Raw genomic sequence first — 16,148 nt, forward strand, 5'->3', positions numbered from 1 at the left:
ATGTCTTTTAAGGAAAACATATAGTCTTTCGTTTTCCCTGATCTGGTATTGCAACAAAAAAGTGGACAAATAATTAAGTCGCTTTCGTAATCCAATTTTTTTGGTAAAACTCGTCAGGCGAAAGGTGTCCTAGATACGCGTGTTGTCGCTCTCTGTTATACCATCCCTCGATAAACTCAAATATTTTTTGCCGGGCAATTTTTACAAAAGGGAAAGAAAAGTGATTGACCATTTCTGATTTGAGAATCTTAAAAAAAGCCTCGGCCACTGCATTATCCCAACAATCACCCTTCCGGCTCATACTTTGCGCTACAAAAGGGTGAGCTTCGAGTATTTTTCTAAAATCCTGACAAGCATATTGTACGCCCCGATCAGAATGCAAGATCAGTTTTTTGGTAGTGGGGCGATTTCTGATGGCCATCTTCCAGGCCGGAATAACAGTATGTACTGCTTGTAATGATTCACTCATCGCCCAGCCGACTACTTTTCGGTCGTACAAGTCTAGCATTACAGTCAAGTACATCCATCCCCGAGCAACTTTAATATACGTGATATCTGATACCCAAACTTCAGCGGGCCGATCTACCGAAAACTGTCGGTTCAACAAATTCTCAGAAGCTGGAAAATTGTGTTTGCTGTCGGTAGTGACCACGTATTTTTTCTTAACTATGCTCTTCAAACCCATCTTTTTCATCATGCGGGCCACTCGGGGTCGCGATACATGCATTCCTTCTTTTTTCAATTCATGCGTAATTTTTGGGCTGCCGTATCGCTGGTGGCTTTTATCAAAAATTGTTTTGATCTTTTTTTGGAGCTGATCATTCTCTTCTGAACGCTTGCTCGGTTTGCGCTGCAACCACTTGTAGTAGCCACTGCGACTCACCCTGAGTACTTTACACATCTTCTCGATAGCAAATTGGTGAGTATGTTGCTTCATGAATGCGAAAATTTGCTGCCTACGCGGCGCGGTCGTTCCTGGAAAAGATGCTCACGGCCTTTTTTAAGATGTCCCGTTCGATCTGTGCTTCCTTCAACTCTTTTTTCAAGCGGGTAATCTCAGCTTGTTCTTCAGTCATGCGGTGATTTCCGTTTCCCGAAAAGCTGGCTTCTTGGTACCGAGCCAGTTCTCGTTTCCAACGGGAAACGAACTCTACCCGGATGCCAAATTCTTCACTGATGGATCGGGCGGTTTTTCCGCTCTTGTAGAGCTCCACGATCATTCGCTTAAACTCCTGGTCATAACGTTTTCTTGGTGTTTTCATGCTAGTAAGTTAATGAGTATTGACTTAACTTACTGTCCACTCAAATGTAGCAAGTCCAATCTAATAGACTTCCTATTTGATCACATCATAGCTCAGGATGGTCATGCCTTCGTCAAAGGATTCTTGGTTGGTTAAGTGAAGCTTCCAAGTACGATCCAGATTACTGAATAACTTGACTCCGGTACCAAGTATAATTGGATTGATCTTAATCCGCACCTCATCAACTTGACCATGTTGCAGAAGCCATGCTGCCAACATTCCACCTCCGCATAAGTAAATATCCTTAGTGGAAGTTTTTCGTATCTCTTTTATCAAATTCGCATCCATACTACATACATGAACGCCTTCTTCACAATTTTCTAAATAGAGGTGTTCCGAAAAAATATAATTCCTCATTCCTGGATATGCCTTGCTTCCAGGTTTTAGGCCAAATTTGAAGCCGACTTCATACGTTTTTCTTCCCATTAGCACAGTATCAAACCCCGACAAGTCTGACTTATACTTCTCTACGCCCTCTCCTTCATAAAAGAAGGAGGAAATATCATTGTGCGATCCGGCAATAAATCCGTCTATTGAAGTGGCTACGTAATAAACTATTTTGCTTTGCATCTATTAAGTGTTTTAAATGTGTTTGGCAAAGCTCGAGGGATTTTCACCCAAAGTATAGTAAAAAGTTTACCTACTCAGTCGAGGTTGATGACGTGGGGATAGGCTTTGTTTCTTTTCACGTAGGCACCGGGAGTCATTAGTGTTACTTCCTTGAACTTTTTGATGAAATGGGTTTGATCGTAGAACCCACAAGAATAGGCTATCTGGGCGAAAGATATACTTTGAGGCTCATTCAGCAGCTTGATTGCCCGATTTATTCTATTCAGGGTTTGGAGCTTCTTAGGAGTAGTCCCTATTGATTTCTTGAATTCGCTCAGTATATGCTTCTGCGAGTATTTGTGCTCCACACTTAGTGATTTGAGCGTGGCATGATCGTAAGTGCCAAAGTTCATAATGACCTCTTTGATACCCGATCTAAATTCGGTGTTGGATAGCTTCTTGAGAAAGAACGTTTCTAATAAAGCAATCCTGTCTTTGAATGCTTTCTTGAGTATTAGTTTTTCTCTAAGCTCCGCTAAGCCCGTACTCGAGATCAACTCCGGATCTAATAGTTGATTGTTAATTTCATTTGCCGGAACCTTCAATAGGTGAGCAAGTCCGTAGGCTTCAAATTGAACTGAAATAGTGGAGGCATTTTTCTCGGACAAATAAATTATAGGTCTCGATAAAAAGCCAGTAATCCATGAGCTGGATAATCGAGTTGGTTTGTTAGTGTTTTCTGCGTTTGTGATACTATATCTTGGATTATCATCCAGCGTAATAATTAAGCGAGGGCTTCCATCAGGAAGCAGCATCTCAAAGTTTGACGATCCTGTATACCCTTCATAGCAAATGATAGAGCTGATAAAATTCCTTATCGGATAGTCGGAAATATGAAAGTTGAGTATCAAAATATGCGTTTCGGATGGTTCAGCCTAATGTGCCTAAACAAAGCTACTTCATTTTCTTGCTGCCGTAATAGTTTAATGCTTGGTTCTGCGAAGTTCTCATTGGCTAAAAACTTCATTACGCTGATTTTCTTCTTATCTCAGTAATTAGACCATCTCTTACGCAGTCGTTCAGGTAGGCAAATACTGCCTGTAAGTCTTCCTTTTTTAGATGAGGGTAGGAAGAAAGTAAAGTATCTTCAGTCCACTCGCTAGCTAACCGCTCTAAAATAAACTCTACCGACAAGCGAGTACCCTTAATTACGGGTTTGCCTAAAAGTACGTTCTTGTCTGACGCTATTCGCTGAGTCCAGTCCATAGAATTGTTTACGTAGATGACTATAAAATGATTCTCTTTTGAGTACAGCCATGTAAACGCTTGGTTCACGGCCTGAATTCATATAATTTTGCCCGAAGCTAAACCAGTTGGCAAGCAATTGGTTATATTATTTTTCCAACGAAGTACATTCACCGCCCTGGTGAAGAATTGGTAGACGTTCATGTGGATTAGGCTGGCGCATTTTATTATTCGGTTTCGGTTAGGGTTAATGCTACTGCTAGCGGTAATTACTGCCGTGATGGCTTACAAAATTCCCGACTTAGAGTTAAGCTACGACTACGTAGAGGCGGTACCCGACGATGATCCCGCCATGATCTACTACCAACAGTTTAAAGAACAGTTTGGGGAAGATGCTAACCTGCTGGTGATTGGTGTTCAGGATTCTGCTTTATACCAAGCTGAGAACTTTCGCCGGTTTAAGTACTTCTGCGATGAAGTAGAAAAACTGTCGGGCGTAAAGTACACGGTATCGTTACCCCAGCTTCAGGTACTCAGCAAAAATACTGAAGATAAACGCTTTGAGCTCAAACCATTGTTTACTTCGGTTCCCGATGAACAAGCTGCGTTAGATAGCCTTCTACAGATTGCTCGAGACTTCCAATTGTACTCCGATCAGCTTATTAATCCGGAAAATGGGGCTACGCTCATGCTGGTATCGGTAGAAAGTAACACACTAAATTCGGATAAGCGCGAATTGCTGGTACCCGACATTCAGCAGTTGGGTAGTAGCTTTTCGGAAGTTACCGGCATTGAACTACACTACGCGGGCATTCCTTTTGTACGCACCGTAATGAACGGTAAAATTCGAGCAGAACTACGCCTATTCCTAATTCTATCGGTACTCGTTACTGCCTTAATTCTCTGGATATTTTTCCGCTCCTGGGATGCCGTGGTATTTCCGTTGGTAGTGATTGGGGTGATGGTAGTTTGGTCGGTAGGTACCCTGGCGTGGATGGGCTACCAAATTACTGTTCTATCAGGACTGCTGCCACCCATTATTGTGATTATTGGAATTCCTAATAGCGTTTACCTCATCAATAAGTACCATCAGGAGTACCGCACCCACGGCGATAAGGTGAAAGCCCTAAATCGGATCATTCAGAAAATTGGGATGGCTACCTTGATTACGAACGTTACTACGGCTATCGGGTTTTTGGTGCTCTGGTTTGCCGATATTTCCATTTTGGAAGAGTTCGGTATTGTGGCCGGGGTGAATATTCTCGCCACTTTTCTGGTCAGCATCATCGTCATTCCTTCGGTGTTTTCCTATCTCCCTCCACCCAGCGACCGACAGCTAAAGCATCTTCGCTTTTCGCTCATTGATTGGATACTTACCAAGCTAGACTTACTTGTTCACCGCCACCGTTATCGGGTGCTGGGAGCATCAGTGTTGGTAGCAGTTATCTTCTCGGTTGGTTTGCTACGCATTGAATCCGTTTCGTATTTGGTAGATGGGGTTCCGGCCGATAGTCAGATCAAACGCGATATGCAGTTCTTTGAGGGTAATTTTTCGGGCATTATGCCGATGGAGATTGTGGTAGATACGCACAAGAAACGATCGGCTACCCGCGTGGCTACCCTACAGAAAGTAGAAGAATTTGAGGACTATTTGAATCAAAACCCAGCAATTGCTCCCCCCGTTTCTTTGGCCAGCTTTGTGAAGGCTGCCCGCCAAGCGTTCTACAACGGAGACTCGGCGTTTTACACGCTGCCCAATAAACGAGACCAAGCGTTTGTACTTCGTTACTTAAAAAATACCCAAGATAGCTGGAGTAAAAGTAACTCAGCTTCGTCACCCGATTTACTCAACGGCTTGGCCGATAGTACCGGGCAGCAGATTCGCATTTCGCTGCGAGTAGCTGATGTTGGTTCTAACGAAATCAAGAAATTGGTGGAAGAAAAAATCCGTCCGAAAGCAGATGAAATTTTCGGCGATTCTGAAACCGATGTCTTCATTACCGGAGCCAGTCTGTTATTTACAAAAGGGAATGAATTTCTGATCGATAACTTGCTGGTGAGCCTGATGATTGCCTTCGGCATTATTGCGGTTATCATGGCACTGTTGTTCGGTAGTGTGCGGATGATTTTTATTTCGCTGGCTCCCAACGTGATTCCGCTTATTGTCACCGCCGGAATTATGGGCTTTGTCGGGATACCGCTCAAACCTAGCACCGCCATCATTTTCAGTATTGTGTTTGGTATTTCAGTTGACGATTCCATTCACTTTCTGGCCAAGTACCGCCAAGAATTGAAGAGCAATCACTTCTTTGTACCCATTGCCATTAGCAAGAGCTTGCGAGAAACTGGTACTAGTATGATCTACACCTCCATTATTCTATTCTGTGGCTTTATTATCTTCGCAGCCTCCAGCTTAAGTGGCACTCAGTATCTGGGCATTCTTACTTCGCTCACGCTAGTGATTGCCATGTTTACTAACCTCACTGTACTACCGGCCTTACTGATGATTTTTGACAACGGCAAAGGCATTGCGGGAAAAAGTAATCAACCCTTGTTTCATCTCATTGAGCACTACGATGACTTTTATCAGGAAGATGAAGACGAAGAAATTGACCTTAGTCGCTTACAAGTTAATCAACCTACTAAACGAGACTACTCAGAAGCTAAGAAAGAGGACTGACTAATTGATGCTTAATTCTGGCAAAGTAAATTCTAATGTATCTGTTGGGGAGTGCAGCTTCATAGCGGTTCCGGTGAGTTCGTAAGACTTAGCACTTGTGAGTATACGTTCAAATAACCTTTCTAAACCACTGCCAGCACTACTAGGGTTTGTGTCTTCCATACCTCTTATCATTAAAATCTCAATAGCACCCTGCTCATCAAAAGTATATTCTCCCCAAAACCCTTGCGTTATCTTTCCCCCGAAGGCGTATCTACCTTTACTCACCCGAGTTGATCTGAAATAGATGAAAAAGTTATGATCTACCAAATTTACGTTCAGCGGAGCATAATCCCCGTTAATACTGACCAACCGCCACCGCTGTTGAATAGCCGCCGGATACGAATAGTAGCTACTACTACTTGGTTTATCCATATATTCGCTCAAGCTTTTTCCGTGTAAAGTGATAAATATAGGAGAGCCGCAGCCCAGTAGTAGCCCGCAAAATGTAACCAGTAGCAGCATTTCTCTCATTTCTACTAATTTAATTTTTAGAGAGTGCCATTAGTGTATCAAACGCGAAGATTAGCCAAGAAGTTGAAAGGTTACAAGTTCAAGGTTACCCAAACTTGTAACTTGCAAACTTTCAACCAAAAATTAAGGCACTTCCGCTCCACAATTCACTAGAGCCTCCTCCAACGCCCAACCGGTAAATGAGGCGTAGTTAAAATCAATATACTTACGCTGCTCACCCGTTGGATTCATCATACTTTTAATTTTCTGTTGCATCTGAGTCGCTAGCGGACAGGACTTATTGCCGATGAGTTGCAGACTTCGGGCTGCTTGTAGGGCTAGCCAGTTACGTTCGTCACCCAGCCACTTTTCGTACACCGGGTAGGCAGGTTCGCAGTTGCCTAGTAGGCAGAGCGTTTCGGCAGCCATGAGTTGCACTGCCGGGGATTCGTCTTGCAGAGCATTTTCTATTTGCGATTGGTGCGCACTGGCTTCTTTCTCCAAATTTCTAAGTCCTACCATTGCCCAAAATCGAACTCCGGCATCGGGGCTTTCTAGGGTGGTAACAAGTTTTTGCGGATCAGCCATACCCACCATTTCGGCAGCTTCTAGCACTTGCTCCACATCAAAACCTTCTGCACTATTAGCCACTTCATAAGGTGAAGAGTTTTCGGCTCGTAGCAACATTTCGGTTTCGTACAGTAAGCCAATGTCTTTCTTTTCAATCATCCGTTGGTTTAGTTGATGGTGCAAATCTTGTTTGATACTCTGATAATCGGCAGCATCAGCCAGATTACTCAATTCCTGTGGGTCTTGTTGCAAATCGTATAGCTCCTCAGTAGGCTTGGCTTGCCACATCTCCATTGACTCTTCCGAAAGGGTTCCGGCTTCTTTGTACTGTCGCAGCAGACGATAGCTTTCTTTCTGATCGCCGGAAATACGTCCCGGCTGAATGTAGGGCAGATACGGCATGTAGTGACGAATGTAGATGTAGCGATCATTCAGGACTGCTCGTGACATTTCGTACATATCATCGGCTCGGCTGCGAGCACCGTACACGTAATCACGCGATTTGGCCATCTCTTCACCCAAAAACGCTTGCCCCTGCATATGGTTAGGAATAGTTACTCCTGCCAGATTGAGGGTAGTAGGAGCAAAATCTACGAAACTAACCAACTGCTCAGTTTCCGTTCCCATCGCTTGCGGAGCCAGGTGCTGATACTTTTCGGGAATCCGTACCAGCAACGGCACATGCAATCCGGTTTTATACAACCATCGCTTATAGCGCGGTAAGCCATAACCGTGGTCGGCAAAGACAAAAATGATGGTATTTTCGGTTAATCCGTCCGCATCCAAACTGTCCAGAATTTCACCCACTTGCCGATCAAACTCCGTAATCAGATCGTAATAACGCGCCCAAAGTTCCCTCGTCTCTTGGGTGTCAGGGTAATACGGCGGTACAGGAGCCTTAGCCGGATCGTGCAGCATAGCTTCGGGCAACTGCGCCGTAGCTTCCTGATGGCGTTCAATAGAATTTCCTCGCCCTTCATGAGTTGCCCCAATGGTGAACATGCTAAAGAAGGGCTGATCTTCCGGACGATTGCGCCAGGGAGCTACTCCTTGTTTCCAGTAGTCCCACACTCCTTCCGGACTGAAGTTATAATCCGTTTTGCCGTTATTAGTCGTAAAATAATTCGCGCTGTCGCGCAAATACTCGGGAAAGGTCTCAATAAAGTCGGGCTTGGTAGTTTCCATTCTCAGATGCTGGGTGCCCAGCGAAGTAGCGTAGATTCCCGTAATTAGGCAGGAACGCGACGGCGCACAAATGGGAGCGGAAGCGTAGGCATGACGATACAGGATGCTGCTTTCGGCCATCTTATCGATATTGGGAGTAGTTGCGTAATCATCGTCGTAGCAGCCGAAACCCGGGCCAATGTCCTCGGCATTGATCCAGATGATATTGGGAGGTGGCAATGTTTCTTCTGGTGAAGGAGCGCAGCTAAAAACGATGGGTAAGATTACGAGAAAAATCAGTCGGTACATATTTCTGGTACATTTACAACCGACAAAATACTAAATTGAAAAACACTTCTTATCTAAATCGCTAAATGCTCCCTATAAATCGCTCGTTCTGGGCTTTCCCGCTACTTTTCTTTCCCATTTGGTTGTATTGTTCCTCGACCCGTGCCCAAACTTTAGCAGTAGAAGATTTGCGCTGCGAGTACTTGGCAAACCCATTAGGAATTGATCTCAAAGAACCTCGCCTGGCCTGGAAACTACAGTCAAGTGTGCCAGACACTCGACAAACAGCTTATCGTATTCTGGTAGCTTCTTCGCCTGAAACCCTAGCCAAGAACCAAGGCAACTTGTGGGACAGTAATCGCGTACCCTCGGAAGAATCGCGCCATATAACCTACGCAGGATCACCGCTCAGCTCTCGTCAGCGATGTTACTGGAAAGTAAAAGTGTGGGACAACCACGGCAACGAATCAGCCTGGAGCACTCCGGCGTACTGGGAAATGGCGTTGCTGGATTCAACCGACTGGCAAGCCCGGTGGATTCGCCATCCTGATTTTATGGATACACTGCACGAAAGCAAACCAGCTCCCTATTTCCGTAAGACTTTCCGCATTGAAAACCTTCCGACCAAAGCCCGCGCTTACGTTACCGGACTGGGTTATTTTGAACTATACATAAACGGACAAAAAGTAGGCGATCATTTGCTTGATCCGGTCAAGACCCGCTACGATAAGTCGGTGCGTTATTTGACCCACGATATTACCAATTTGCTGCGAGCCGGAGAGAACACGGTTGGTATGGTGCTTGGTACCGGTTGGTATAATCATTTTGCTGATGCGGTTTGGGGGTTTAACCAAGCACCTTGGCGCAGCTACCCCGAAGCACTCTGCCAATTGGAGATCACGGATGATTCGGGAAGTATTCAGCGCATAGCCTCAGACGAAAGCTGGAAAACCACAACCCAAGGTCCGGTTCGCTTTGATGGTATTCGGAACGGTGAAACCTACGATGCCCAACTGGAAATGTTCGGTTGGAGTGACCCTTGGCTCGATGATAGCTCCTGGGAAAACGTGGTGATTGGCTCGGGGCCAAAGGGACAACTACGAGCCCAGATGATTCCTCCCATTAAAGCCCAGCAGGAGATTCGCCCGGTTTCGGTAGAGGAAGTGCAACCGGGAGTGTGGGTGTTTGACCTGGGGCAAAATATTGCTGGATTCTCCCGGCTGAAGGTAGCGGGACCGAAGGGCACTGAAGTCAGTATGAAAATGGGCGAGAAACGATTTTCCGATGGAACGGTAGAGCAAAAGCAGATTCTACGTTTCCTGAAAAGCGGCGATGCTCAGACTGACCGCTATATTTTGAAGGGCGAAGGAGTAGAAGTGTGGGGACCTCGCTTCGTGTATCACGGCTTTCAGTACGTAGAAGTGCGCGGGTTGCCCACCCCACCGACCAACGAAACCATTACCGGAGTGGTACTGTATACTGACTTTGATCAGACTGGAAGTTTTACCTGCTCCGATCCTCAACTGAACCAAACCCAACAAAATATGCACTGGGCATTCGTCGGCAATTATCACGGACTACCCACCGATTGCCCCCACCGGGAAAAGATTGGCTGGACGGGCGACGCCCAACTGGTAGCCGAAACCGGACTATTCAACTACGATATGGTGCGCTCGTACCTAAAGTGGCTGGATGATTTTGTGGATGAACAACAAGAAAATGGCGACTTACCCGGGGTTATTCCCAGCAGTGGCTGGGGTTACGAACACGGAAAAGATCCTGAGTTACGCTCGCTCGGCTACGGCCCACAGTGGGAAGGGGCTTTAGTACAAATCACCTGGGATTTATACCGCTTTACTGGCGATCCCACTATTCTGGAACGTTACTACCCTACCATTAAAAAGTATCTAGATCATCTGATTCGCAACGCGGACAATTACACTTTAAACTTTGGTATTGATGACCATAAGCCGGTAGAAACCAAAACTGAGGGTGACATACTCGCCTCGGGCTATCTGGTAGGATTCACCCAAATATTTTCTCAGATGGCGAACGTCTTAAATCAGCCTGAAGACGAACAATATTATCAACAGTATTCTGAAAAGGCGAAGAAGGCATTCAACAAACATTATTTCAACGCAAAAACCGGAAGTTACGGCAACAGTGGGCAGACTTCGCTGGCACTGGCACTTTACCACAAGATTGTCCCCGAAGAGAAGGAAGAACTAGTTCTTGATAATCTTCTCGCCAATATTCAGCAGCGCAACTACCACTTTGATGTGGGCGTGGTTGGGCTGAAATATTTGTTTAACGTACTGCGGGAATACGGTCATTCTGAAGCGTTGCATCGCATGGTAACTCAAACCGATATACCCGGTTTTGGCTATTGGTTAGCGCAGGGAGCCAATACGCTTTGGCAAGACTGGGATGGCTCCATGTCACTCAACCATATTATGTTTGGTACGGTAAGCGAATGGTTTTACGAGTCGCTGGCGGGCATTCAGATTGATGAAGAGCAACCCGGATTTCGTCACTTCATTATCCGCCCAGATATGCTACCTCAGTTAGACTGGGCGAATGGCAGTGTAGAAAGTCCGTTCGGTATGATTAGTTCTTCCTGGGAAAAAGCAGGTGAGATGACAACTATGCGAGTTACGGTTCCGCCCAATGCAAAGGCTACAGTATACGTTCCCTATCAAGAAGGTCAAACCGTAAAGCTTAACGGTGAGGAGAGCGCAGAAGGAAAAACTGAGGAAGGGCGCCGTATTTTTGAAGTAGCTTCCGGCAACTACGTGTGGGAAGTAGAATAGATCGATCTTCCTTGGTAGTTGCTTTTCCGGCAAATAAATCAGAATTTCACATCTAAAGTTTTAACCATTCCACAACATATTATTCTATGAAAATCAGTAATTATTGGCTCAACGGTTTATTTAGCTTAACTCTATTTGGTCTAGTTGCTTGCGGCGGTGCATCCGAACAAACGGCTGAATCCGAAGAAACTCCCACTGAAACCACTTCGGCTGATGAGGGTTGGGTAACCATGTTTACCACCGATACTAAAGACGGTTGGACGCAACTCAATGGTCAGGCTAACTACGAAATTAAAGACGGAGTAGTGATTGGAACGACTAAAGCCGGTGAGCCTAACAGTTTTTTAGCTACCGAAAAAATGTACGACGATTTTATTCTGGAATACGAAGTGATGGTAGATACCGCTCTCAATTCCGGAGTACAAATCCGCAGTGGTCAGTACGAGAAAGACAGCACGTATATGGCTAAAAATGGTGAAGGGGAAATGGTAGAGCGTAAGCGCGAGAAAGGTCGGGTGCGCGGTTATCAGATAGAAATTGACCCTTCGCCCCGCGCTTACAGTGGCGGAGTATACGACGAAGCCCGTCGTGGTTGGTTACAAGATTTATCCGAGAACGAGGCTGCCCAGAATGCTTTTAAGCGCGACGACTGGAACAAATTTCGGGTAGAAGCCATGGGCGATACCATCCGCACCTATGTCAACGGTGTGTCAGCCGCAGAAGTAGTAGACGATATGGACGCTAGTGGCTTTATTGCCCTACAAGTGCATTCTATCCGAACAGATGACACTCTGAAAGTGATGTGGCGCAACATCCGTATTAAAGAAATGTAGAATAATGGGGGCACATCTTTCGCCCCCTTTTTTTCGTTATCACAGGTATGATTCCAGTTCCTGTCCGTCACCGATTTAGCGTAGATGACCTGCTTCTTATGGAAGAAAGTGGCGTGCTGTCTCCCGATCAACGCATTGAACTTATTGACGGAGAAATTATCGATATATCGCCTATTAACCAACCTCACGCGGCTTGTGTCCGCAAACTGATTCGCTTTTTCCAGCAGCATTTACCGCTCGATCAGTATATTCTGGATGCCCAAAACCCACTACAACTAACCGAGCATACGCTACCTCAACCAGATTTGATTATAGCTCATTATCGTTCTGAACTACTAACCGAAGAGCATATTCAACCCACCGATGTGACTTTGTTGATTGAAGTATCGGATGCTACCTACTCCTACGACCGAAACAAGAAATACGCTCAGTACGCTTCGGCAGGTATTCCAATTTATTGGATTGTTAACTTAAATAAGCAACGAGTAGAAGTTTACTCTCAGCCAGAAGGCAATCAATATCTTAGAGAGGAGATTCATCAGAAAGCATTCAATGTTTTAGAAGGCATAACTATTTCGCCCAGCGATATTTTTCCGAAGAAGGGCTAAACTTACTTTGCTTATAGGATCTTGCTTAATCCGCTGTAGGTAACTTTTGATACCAAATTCCGGGCTTGCATAAACTTCTTTGGTAAAATTGCTCAGATGCTTCTTGGCATTTTCCATAGAAGCTTGCGCTAGGAAAATTACGTCTACTCCCCGCTCGTAGGTTTTTATCTTTTCAGCCGTAACCTGGACATATTTACCGAAATCCTCGTTTTCGTAATGTGCCCAAGCTGAAGAGTAGTCGCAGTCTACAATATCTACTTTTTTACCTTGCTTCTGGGCAACTCTAATAATCAAATCCTGGCTAACTCGCTTGGTCGATTTGGCAGTGTAAGCCAATCCAATTTTGTTGTAATTAGCTACTAGATGTTCAACAATAGGTTGGTCTATTCGCTCAATATTATCGTTCTGATCGCACTCTGCGCCGTAAGTAGAGCAAGTGCAGATAATCAGTTTGGGTTGTTCATTTTGGATTGACTGCACTTCTTGATTAAAGCCTTTGGTATTGGTTGTGCCCTCGCTCATAGCGTAGTCTAGCAAGTCTTCGTTCACAAAGTGCTTCACTTCTACTTCTTGGTCAAACTTCCTGACTAAATTTTCAAATCGCTCAATATGAATGCTAGATGTATGCAAAAAGGCTATCATGTTGTTTTTCTTAAAGTTGCTATTCTCTAGAAAATTCAAACTCACCACCGCCTTGCTGGAGAACCATTTTGTCTTCGTCGGGCATGAACTCCAGCTTTAGCTGAGCCGGGTCAAACTTGAACTTATGGGTATCGTAGGCTTTCAGGGCGAAGGTTGGCTGACCGGTGGCTTGCCCCATTAGCGTACTTCCTTCCTTCGTAATGGTTACTTTCAGCGGAAACGTTGGGCTGCTATACACGCCTAAATAGGCCTTCAATTGCTTGTTACTCAGCTTTAACGCAGGCTTAAAATCTGGGAGGTCGTAATCTCTACCGTAGTAGATACTAAGTACTCCAATCAAAATATCGTTCATGACCATACCTACTCCGTTGGTGGTGTAGGCTACCGCCACGCTATCATTAGGAAAGTAGCCCACATTGGCCTGAAAACCGTCAATTCCTCCATTATGACCAAATGCCCGTTGGTCATAAAATGGTATCTGAAATAGGCCCAACCCAAAATTATCAATTAGCTTCGTCATCTCCTTTAGCGATTTTTCGGAAACCACTTTGCCTGTAAATAGCGCATTGAAGAAGGTCGTTAGATCAGTTGGGTTAGAAACAATAGCTCCGGCTCCGGCAGGAAGACTCATATCAGTTTCAGTGGCTATTTCCCAATCATCCCGTAAGGTATACGAGCGCGCTTCGTTTTCTTCGGGATTGATTTTACCGCCGTAGTAGGTGTGCTCCAGCTTTAAAGGTTTGGTAATACGGTCTTGCAGAATATCAGCAAAGTCTTTGTCATCTATTTTCTCGGCTACGTAGGAAAGTAAAACGTAGTTGGTATTGGAGTACTCGGCTTTTTCGCCGGGTTCAAACACGGTTCCGTTATCAATCATTTCCTGAATAAGCTCATCCCTACTTTTAGGCTCTTCCATCCACTTGGTATAATCTTTGGCCGAGGTAAAATTAAACAGGCCACTGCGGTGCCGAAGCATCTGCTCAATGGTAATCTTATCTGCATTTGGAACCTCAGGAAAGTATTCGCTCAACTTGGTATCTAACGCAAGTTTTCCCTCCTCTATCAACTGCATAATAATGGATGAAGTGAAAGTCTTGGAGATTGACCCAATTCGGTAGATGGTAGTAGCATTAGCTGGAATGCGCTCGGCTACATCGGCGTAACCAAAAGCACGCTGGTACACCTGCTCACCATTTTTACTGATAGAGACGCTTCCCATCCCCTGCTTTTCTGTATCAATTTTGGCAAACAGGCTATCCATTTTTACCCGATTGAACTTTGCATTGGGCTGATTTTGCGAACAGGCACTGTAGACTACTAAAAAAGTGGCTAATATGATGTTGATTACTCTCATAGGTTAGGTTGATGTGGTTTCTAGATAAAGATTACTACTTCGTTAGTGACAGCTCACTGCAAATTATTACAAGCCACTGAATTATTTTTTAGCAGTTGGTATATCTCCCTTCTTACCGCCAATATATTCAATTGCTGGGTTCCACTTTCGTAATTCCGTCAGAAGGGCAGCCTCTTTTATTGGAGAAACGAAGAGGGTTCCATTAGTTTCGGTGTGTATCAAAAGGCCACTAATATTATTATTGGTATTATACAAGCCAGGCTGAGTTGGCGTTTTTGGTTTCTTGTCTATTATTTTAATCGTAATAATCTGGTCAATGGCAATACTCTTGTTTATTATACCAAAGTCTCTTAGGTACAATATGCCGGACTCGATCTTGTAATAGGTATTCTTCCAGACTAGAAATACTAATGGAAAGTAAATTACTGAGCCTATTCCGATAAATTTTAATGAAGAAATCTGAAAATTGCTTCTGTACAGAATTGAAAAAACGCTTAATAGAATTACGAAAGCGGGTAAGGCTATCAACAATGCTAGTATGAGTTCAGTATTAAATGACTTGTATTTCATGTTCTCAGTAGAGACTAACGACCTCGCTTAGCTGTCGTGGCGAACTTTTGCCTTGTATGGATAGCTATGCATTATTAACCTTTCGCCTTCATTTCTTCTTTTGCTTTTTTTACAAACTCGATAGAAACACTTGCGGCATCTGCTATCTGCTGTTCAGTCAGATTGGGAAGGTTTAAGAAATTTTCTACAATCGTTTTAATTGCTGCTTCTTTGGTATTTCTCTCTTTCTCAACTGCTTTTTCAACCGCCATTTCAATCTCTATTTTGATGCTTAAAGCCTGACTTGCTCTATCCGATAGTACCTCGCCAAACCGCTGATACTCTCTCCGTTCTTCATCTTCCATATTCGCGACTTTCAAGACCTCGTTGGCCTCTTTTAAACCTTTAGCCGTAAACCCCTTTTTTATTTCACTATTTTTCAAAAAATAAATCCATTCGTCAAGTGTATCCTTTGCCGTATCGTCAAAGTTGTTCACCTTAATCAAATAAATTTCTGGATATAAGTCCTTAATCTTTTCTTTTTTAAACAGCTTCTTTTGGGCATCAGATAGTTGTAACTCATCATTTTGGTGCAGTCCTGAAAAGGTAGTTGTTCCTTTATAAATGTAATCTTCTCCTCGCCCTAAATCAAAATAAACGATATTTATTGAAATCACTTTCCTTACAGAAGTCCATTTATCACCTGTTTTTATGTGTTCTGTAATTGCTTTGGAGATACCGTACAAAATCCTCAAAAAGTAATCAATAGCATATGAATTCTGAATCTCGATAATAATCAATTCGCCCTTCTGGTCTTTGACTAAAATATCAACTCGATTAAATTTATCGGTTTCTGTCTCTTGATTACTTTCGGTATCGATGATCTCCACAATAGAAATGTCGTCTTTGAGCAGCTCACTCAAAAACCCCTCTAAGATATTAAAATTAGCTTTTTGTCTTAATAAACGTTTTATCGCCCAATCAAATCTTACATGTTTTTGCTGTTTCATCTTCTGTTAATCTTCAACGCTAAATTATTTATTAATAACCAGATAATCTGCAT

The 16,148-nt window shown here is 44.0% G+C and carries 15 protein-coding genes; 4 read left to right on the plus strand and 11 right to left on the minus strand.

The genetic code is table 11. The features are described 5' to 3' along the window. Positions 1-73 precede the first annotated feature (73 nt). The 5 genes from P0M28_RS17055 to P0M28_RS17070 form a co-directional block, all read right to left on the minus strand. A complete protein-coding gene (locus P0M28_RS17055; protein WP_436841399.1) occupies positions 74-949 on the minus strand; it encodes an IS3 family transposase in 876 nt (291 codons plus the stop codon). 7 nt (positions 950-956) lie between these two features. Further along, complete coding sequence (locus P0M28_RS31260) at positions 957-1,262, minus strand: transposase (protein WP_436841326.1); 306 nt, start codon at positions 1,260-1,262, stop codon at positions 957-959. 72 nt (positions 1,263-1,334) lie between these two features. Further along, on the minus strand, positions 1,335-1,871 hold the full coding sequence (locus tag P0M28_RS17060) for a dihydrofolate reductase family protein (RefSeq protein WP_302203745.1): 537 nt from the start codon (positions 1,869-1,871) through the stop codon (positions 1,335-1,337). A gap of 74 nt (positions 1,872-1,945) precedes the next feature. After that, the gene (locus P0M28_RS17065) at positions 1,946-2,761 is read right to left on the minus strand and encodes a helix-turn-helix domain-containing protein (RefSeq protein WP_367281869.1); all 816 of its coding nucleotides are present in this window, start codon (positions 2,759-2,761) and stop codon (positions 1,946-1,948) included. Positions 2,762-2,876: 115 nt separating this feature from the next. Continuing rightward, positions 2,877-3,116 (minus strand): DUF433 domain-containing protein, encoded by a 240-nt coding sequence (locus P0M28_RS17070; RefSeq protein ID WP_302203747.1) that lies wholly within the window; start codon positions 3,114-3,116, stop codon positions 2,877-2,879. Between the two features lie 181 nt (positions 3,117-3,297). Between P0M28_RS17070 and P0M28_RS17075 the strand changes: the two genes are divergently transcribed. Then, positions 3,298-5,775: an efflux RND transporter permease subunit gene (locus tag P0M28_RS17075; RefSeq protein WP_302203748.1), complete on the plus strand. Its 2,478-nt coding sequence runs from the start codon at positions 3,298-3,300 to the stop codon at positions 5,773-5,775. On the opposite strand, the gene P0M28_RS17080 is transcribed toward P0M28_RS17075, so the two are convergent. Together P0M28_RS17080 and P0M28_RS17085 are read right to left on the minus strand one after the other, a co-directional pair. Then, on the minus strand, positions 5,776-6,189 hold the full coding sequence (locus P0M28_RS17080; protein WP_302203750.1) for a hypothetical protein: 414 nt from the start codon (positions 6,187-6,189) through the stop codon (positions 5,776-5,778). A gap of 222 nt (positions 6,190-6,411) precedes the next feature. Beyond that, positions 6,412-8,310 carry a sulfatase-like hydrolase/transferase gene (locus P0M28_RS17085; protein WP_302203752.1) on the minus strand — a complete coding sequence of 633 codons (1,899 nt, stop codon included), beginning with the start codon at positions 8,308-8,310 and terminating at the stop codon, positions 6,412-6,414. Between the two features lie 65 nt (positions 8,311-8,375). Here P0M28_RS17085 and P0M28_RS17090 point away from each other — a divergent pair, with 65 nt between their 5' ends. The 3 genes from P0M28_RS17090 (at position 8,376) to P0M28_RS17100 (ending at position 12,540) form a co-directional block, all read left to right on the plus strand. Beyond that, on the plus strand, positions 8,376-11,099 hold the full coding sequence (locus P0M28_RS17090; RefSeq protein WP_302203754.1) for an alpha-L-rhamnosidase: 2,724 nt from the start codon (positions 8,376-8,378) through the stop codon (positions 11,097-11,099). 86 nt (positions 11,100-11,185) lie between these two features. Then, the gene (locus tag P0M28_RS17095) at positions 11,186-11,932 is read left to right on the plus strand and encodes a 3-keto-disaccharide hydrolase (protein ID WP_302203756.1); all 747 of its coding nucleotides are present in this window, start codon (positions 11,186-11,188) and stop codon (positions 11,930-11,932) included. A gap of 47 nt (positions 11,933-11,979) precedes the next feature. Beyond that, positions 11,980-12,540, plus strand: coding sequence for a Uma2 family endonuclease (locus P0M28_RS17100; RefSeq protein ID WP_302203758.1), 561 nt, complete (start codon positions 11,980-11,982; stop codon positions 12,538-12,540). Here P0M28_RS17100 and P0M28_RS17105 read toward each other — a convergent pair. The 4 genes from P0M28_RS17105 to P0M28_RS17120 all read right to left on the minus strand — a co-directional run bounded on the left by P0M28_RS17105 (position 12,490) and on the right by P0M28_RS17120 (position 16,095). Further along, on the minus strand, positions 12,490-13,182 hold the full coding sequence (locus P0M28_RS17105) for a hypothetical protein (RefSeq protein ID WP_302203761.1): 693 nt from the start codon (positions 13,180-13,182) through the stop codon (positions 12,490-12,492). The two genes, P0M28_RS17100 and P0M28_RS17105, sit on opposite strands and share 51 nt — an antisense overlap. A 19-nt stretch (positions 13,183-13,201) precedes the next feature. Continuing rightward, positions 13,202-14,536 carry a serine hydrolase domain-containing protein gene (locus P0M28_RS17110; RefSeq protein ID WP_302203763.1) on the minus strand — a complete coding sequence of 445 codons (1,335 nt, stop codon included), beginning with the start codon at positions 14,534-14,536 and terminating at the stop codon, positions 13,202-13,204. A gap of 81 nt (positions 14,537-14,617) precedes the next feature. After that, positions 14,618-15,106, minus strand: a complete 489-nt coding sequence (locus P0M28_RS17115) for a hypothetical protein (RefSeq protein WP_302203764.1) — start codon at positions 15,104-15,106, stop codon at positions 14,618-14,620. A gap of 74 nt (positions 15,107-15,180) precedes the next feature. After that, a complete protein-coding gene (locus P0M28_RS17120; RefSeq protein WP_302203765.1) occupies positions 15,181-16,095 on the minus strand; it encodes an Rpn family recombination-promoting nuclease/putative transposase in 915 nt (304 codons plus the stop codon). Positions 16,096-16,148: the final 53 nt, after the last annotated feature.

The organism is Tunicatimonas pelagia, from assembly GCF_030506325.1.
Taxonomy (GTDB): Bacteria; Bacteroidota; Bacteroidia; order Cytophagales; family Cyclobacteriaceae; genus Tunicatimonas; species Tunicatimonas pelagia.

Coding starts and splice junctions, on each gene's coding strand:
- P0M28_RS31260 (WP_436841326.1), bottom strand. CDS start 1,262: ATGAAAACACCAAGAAAACGTTATGACCAGGAGTTTAAGCGAATGATC.
- P0M28_RS17060 (WP_302203745.1), bottom strand. CDS start 1,871: ATGCAAAGCAAAATAGTTTATTACGTAGCCACTTCAATAGACGGATTT.
- P0M28_RS17070 (WP_302203747.1), bottom strand. CDS start 3,116: ATGGACTGGACTCAGCGAATAGCGTCAGACAAGAACGTACTTTTAGGC.
- P0M28_RS17075 (WP_302203748.1), top strand. CDS start 3,298: ATGTGGATTAGGCTGGCGCATTTTATTATTCGGTTTCGGTTAGGGTTA.
- P0M28_RS17080 (WP_302203750.1), bottom strand. CDS start 6,189: ATGGATAAACCAAGTAGTAGTAGCTACTATTCGTATCCGGCGGCTATT.
- P0M28_RS17085 (WP_302203752.1), bottom strand. CDS start 8,310: ATGTACCGACTGATTTTTCTCGTAATCTTACCCATCGTTTTTAGCTGC.
- P0M28_RS17090 (WP_302203754.1), top strand. CDS start 8,376: ATGCTCCCTATAAATCGCTCGTTCTGGGCTTTCCCGCTACTTTTCTTT.
- P0M28_RS17095 (WP_302203756.1), top strand. CDS start 11,186: ATGAAAATCAGTAATTATTGGCTCAACGGTTTATTTAGCTTAACTCTA.
- P0M28_RS17100 (WP_302203758.1), top strand. CDS start 11,980: ATGATTCCAGTTCCTGTCCGTCACCGATTTAGCGTAGATGACCTGCTT.
- P0M28_RS17105 (WP_302203761.1), bottom strand. CDS start 13,182: ATGATAGCCTTTTTGCATACATCTAGCATTCATATTGAGCGATTTGAA.
- P0M28_RS17110 (WP_302203763.1), bottom strand. CDS start 14,536: ATGAGAGTAATCAACATCATATTAGCCACTTTTTTAGTAGTCTACAGT.
- P0M28_RS17115 (WP_302203764.1), bottom strand. CDS start 15,106: ATGAAATACAAGTCATTTAATACTGAACTCATACTAGCATTGTTGATA.
- P0M28_RS17120 (WP_302203765.1), bottom strand. CDS start 16,095: ATGAAACAGCAAAAACATGTAAGATTTGATTGGGCGATAAAACGTTTA.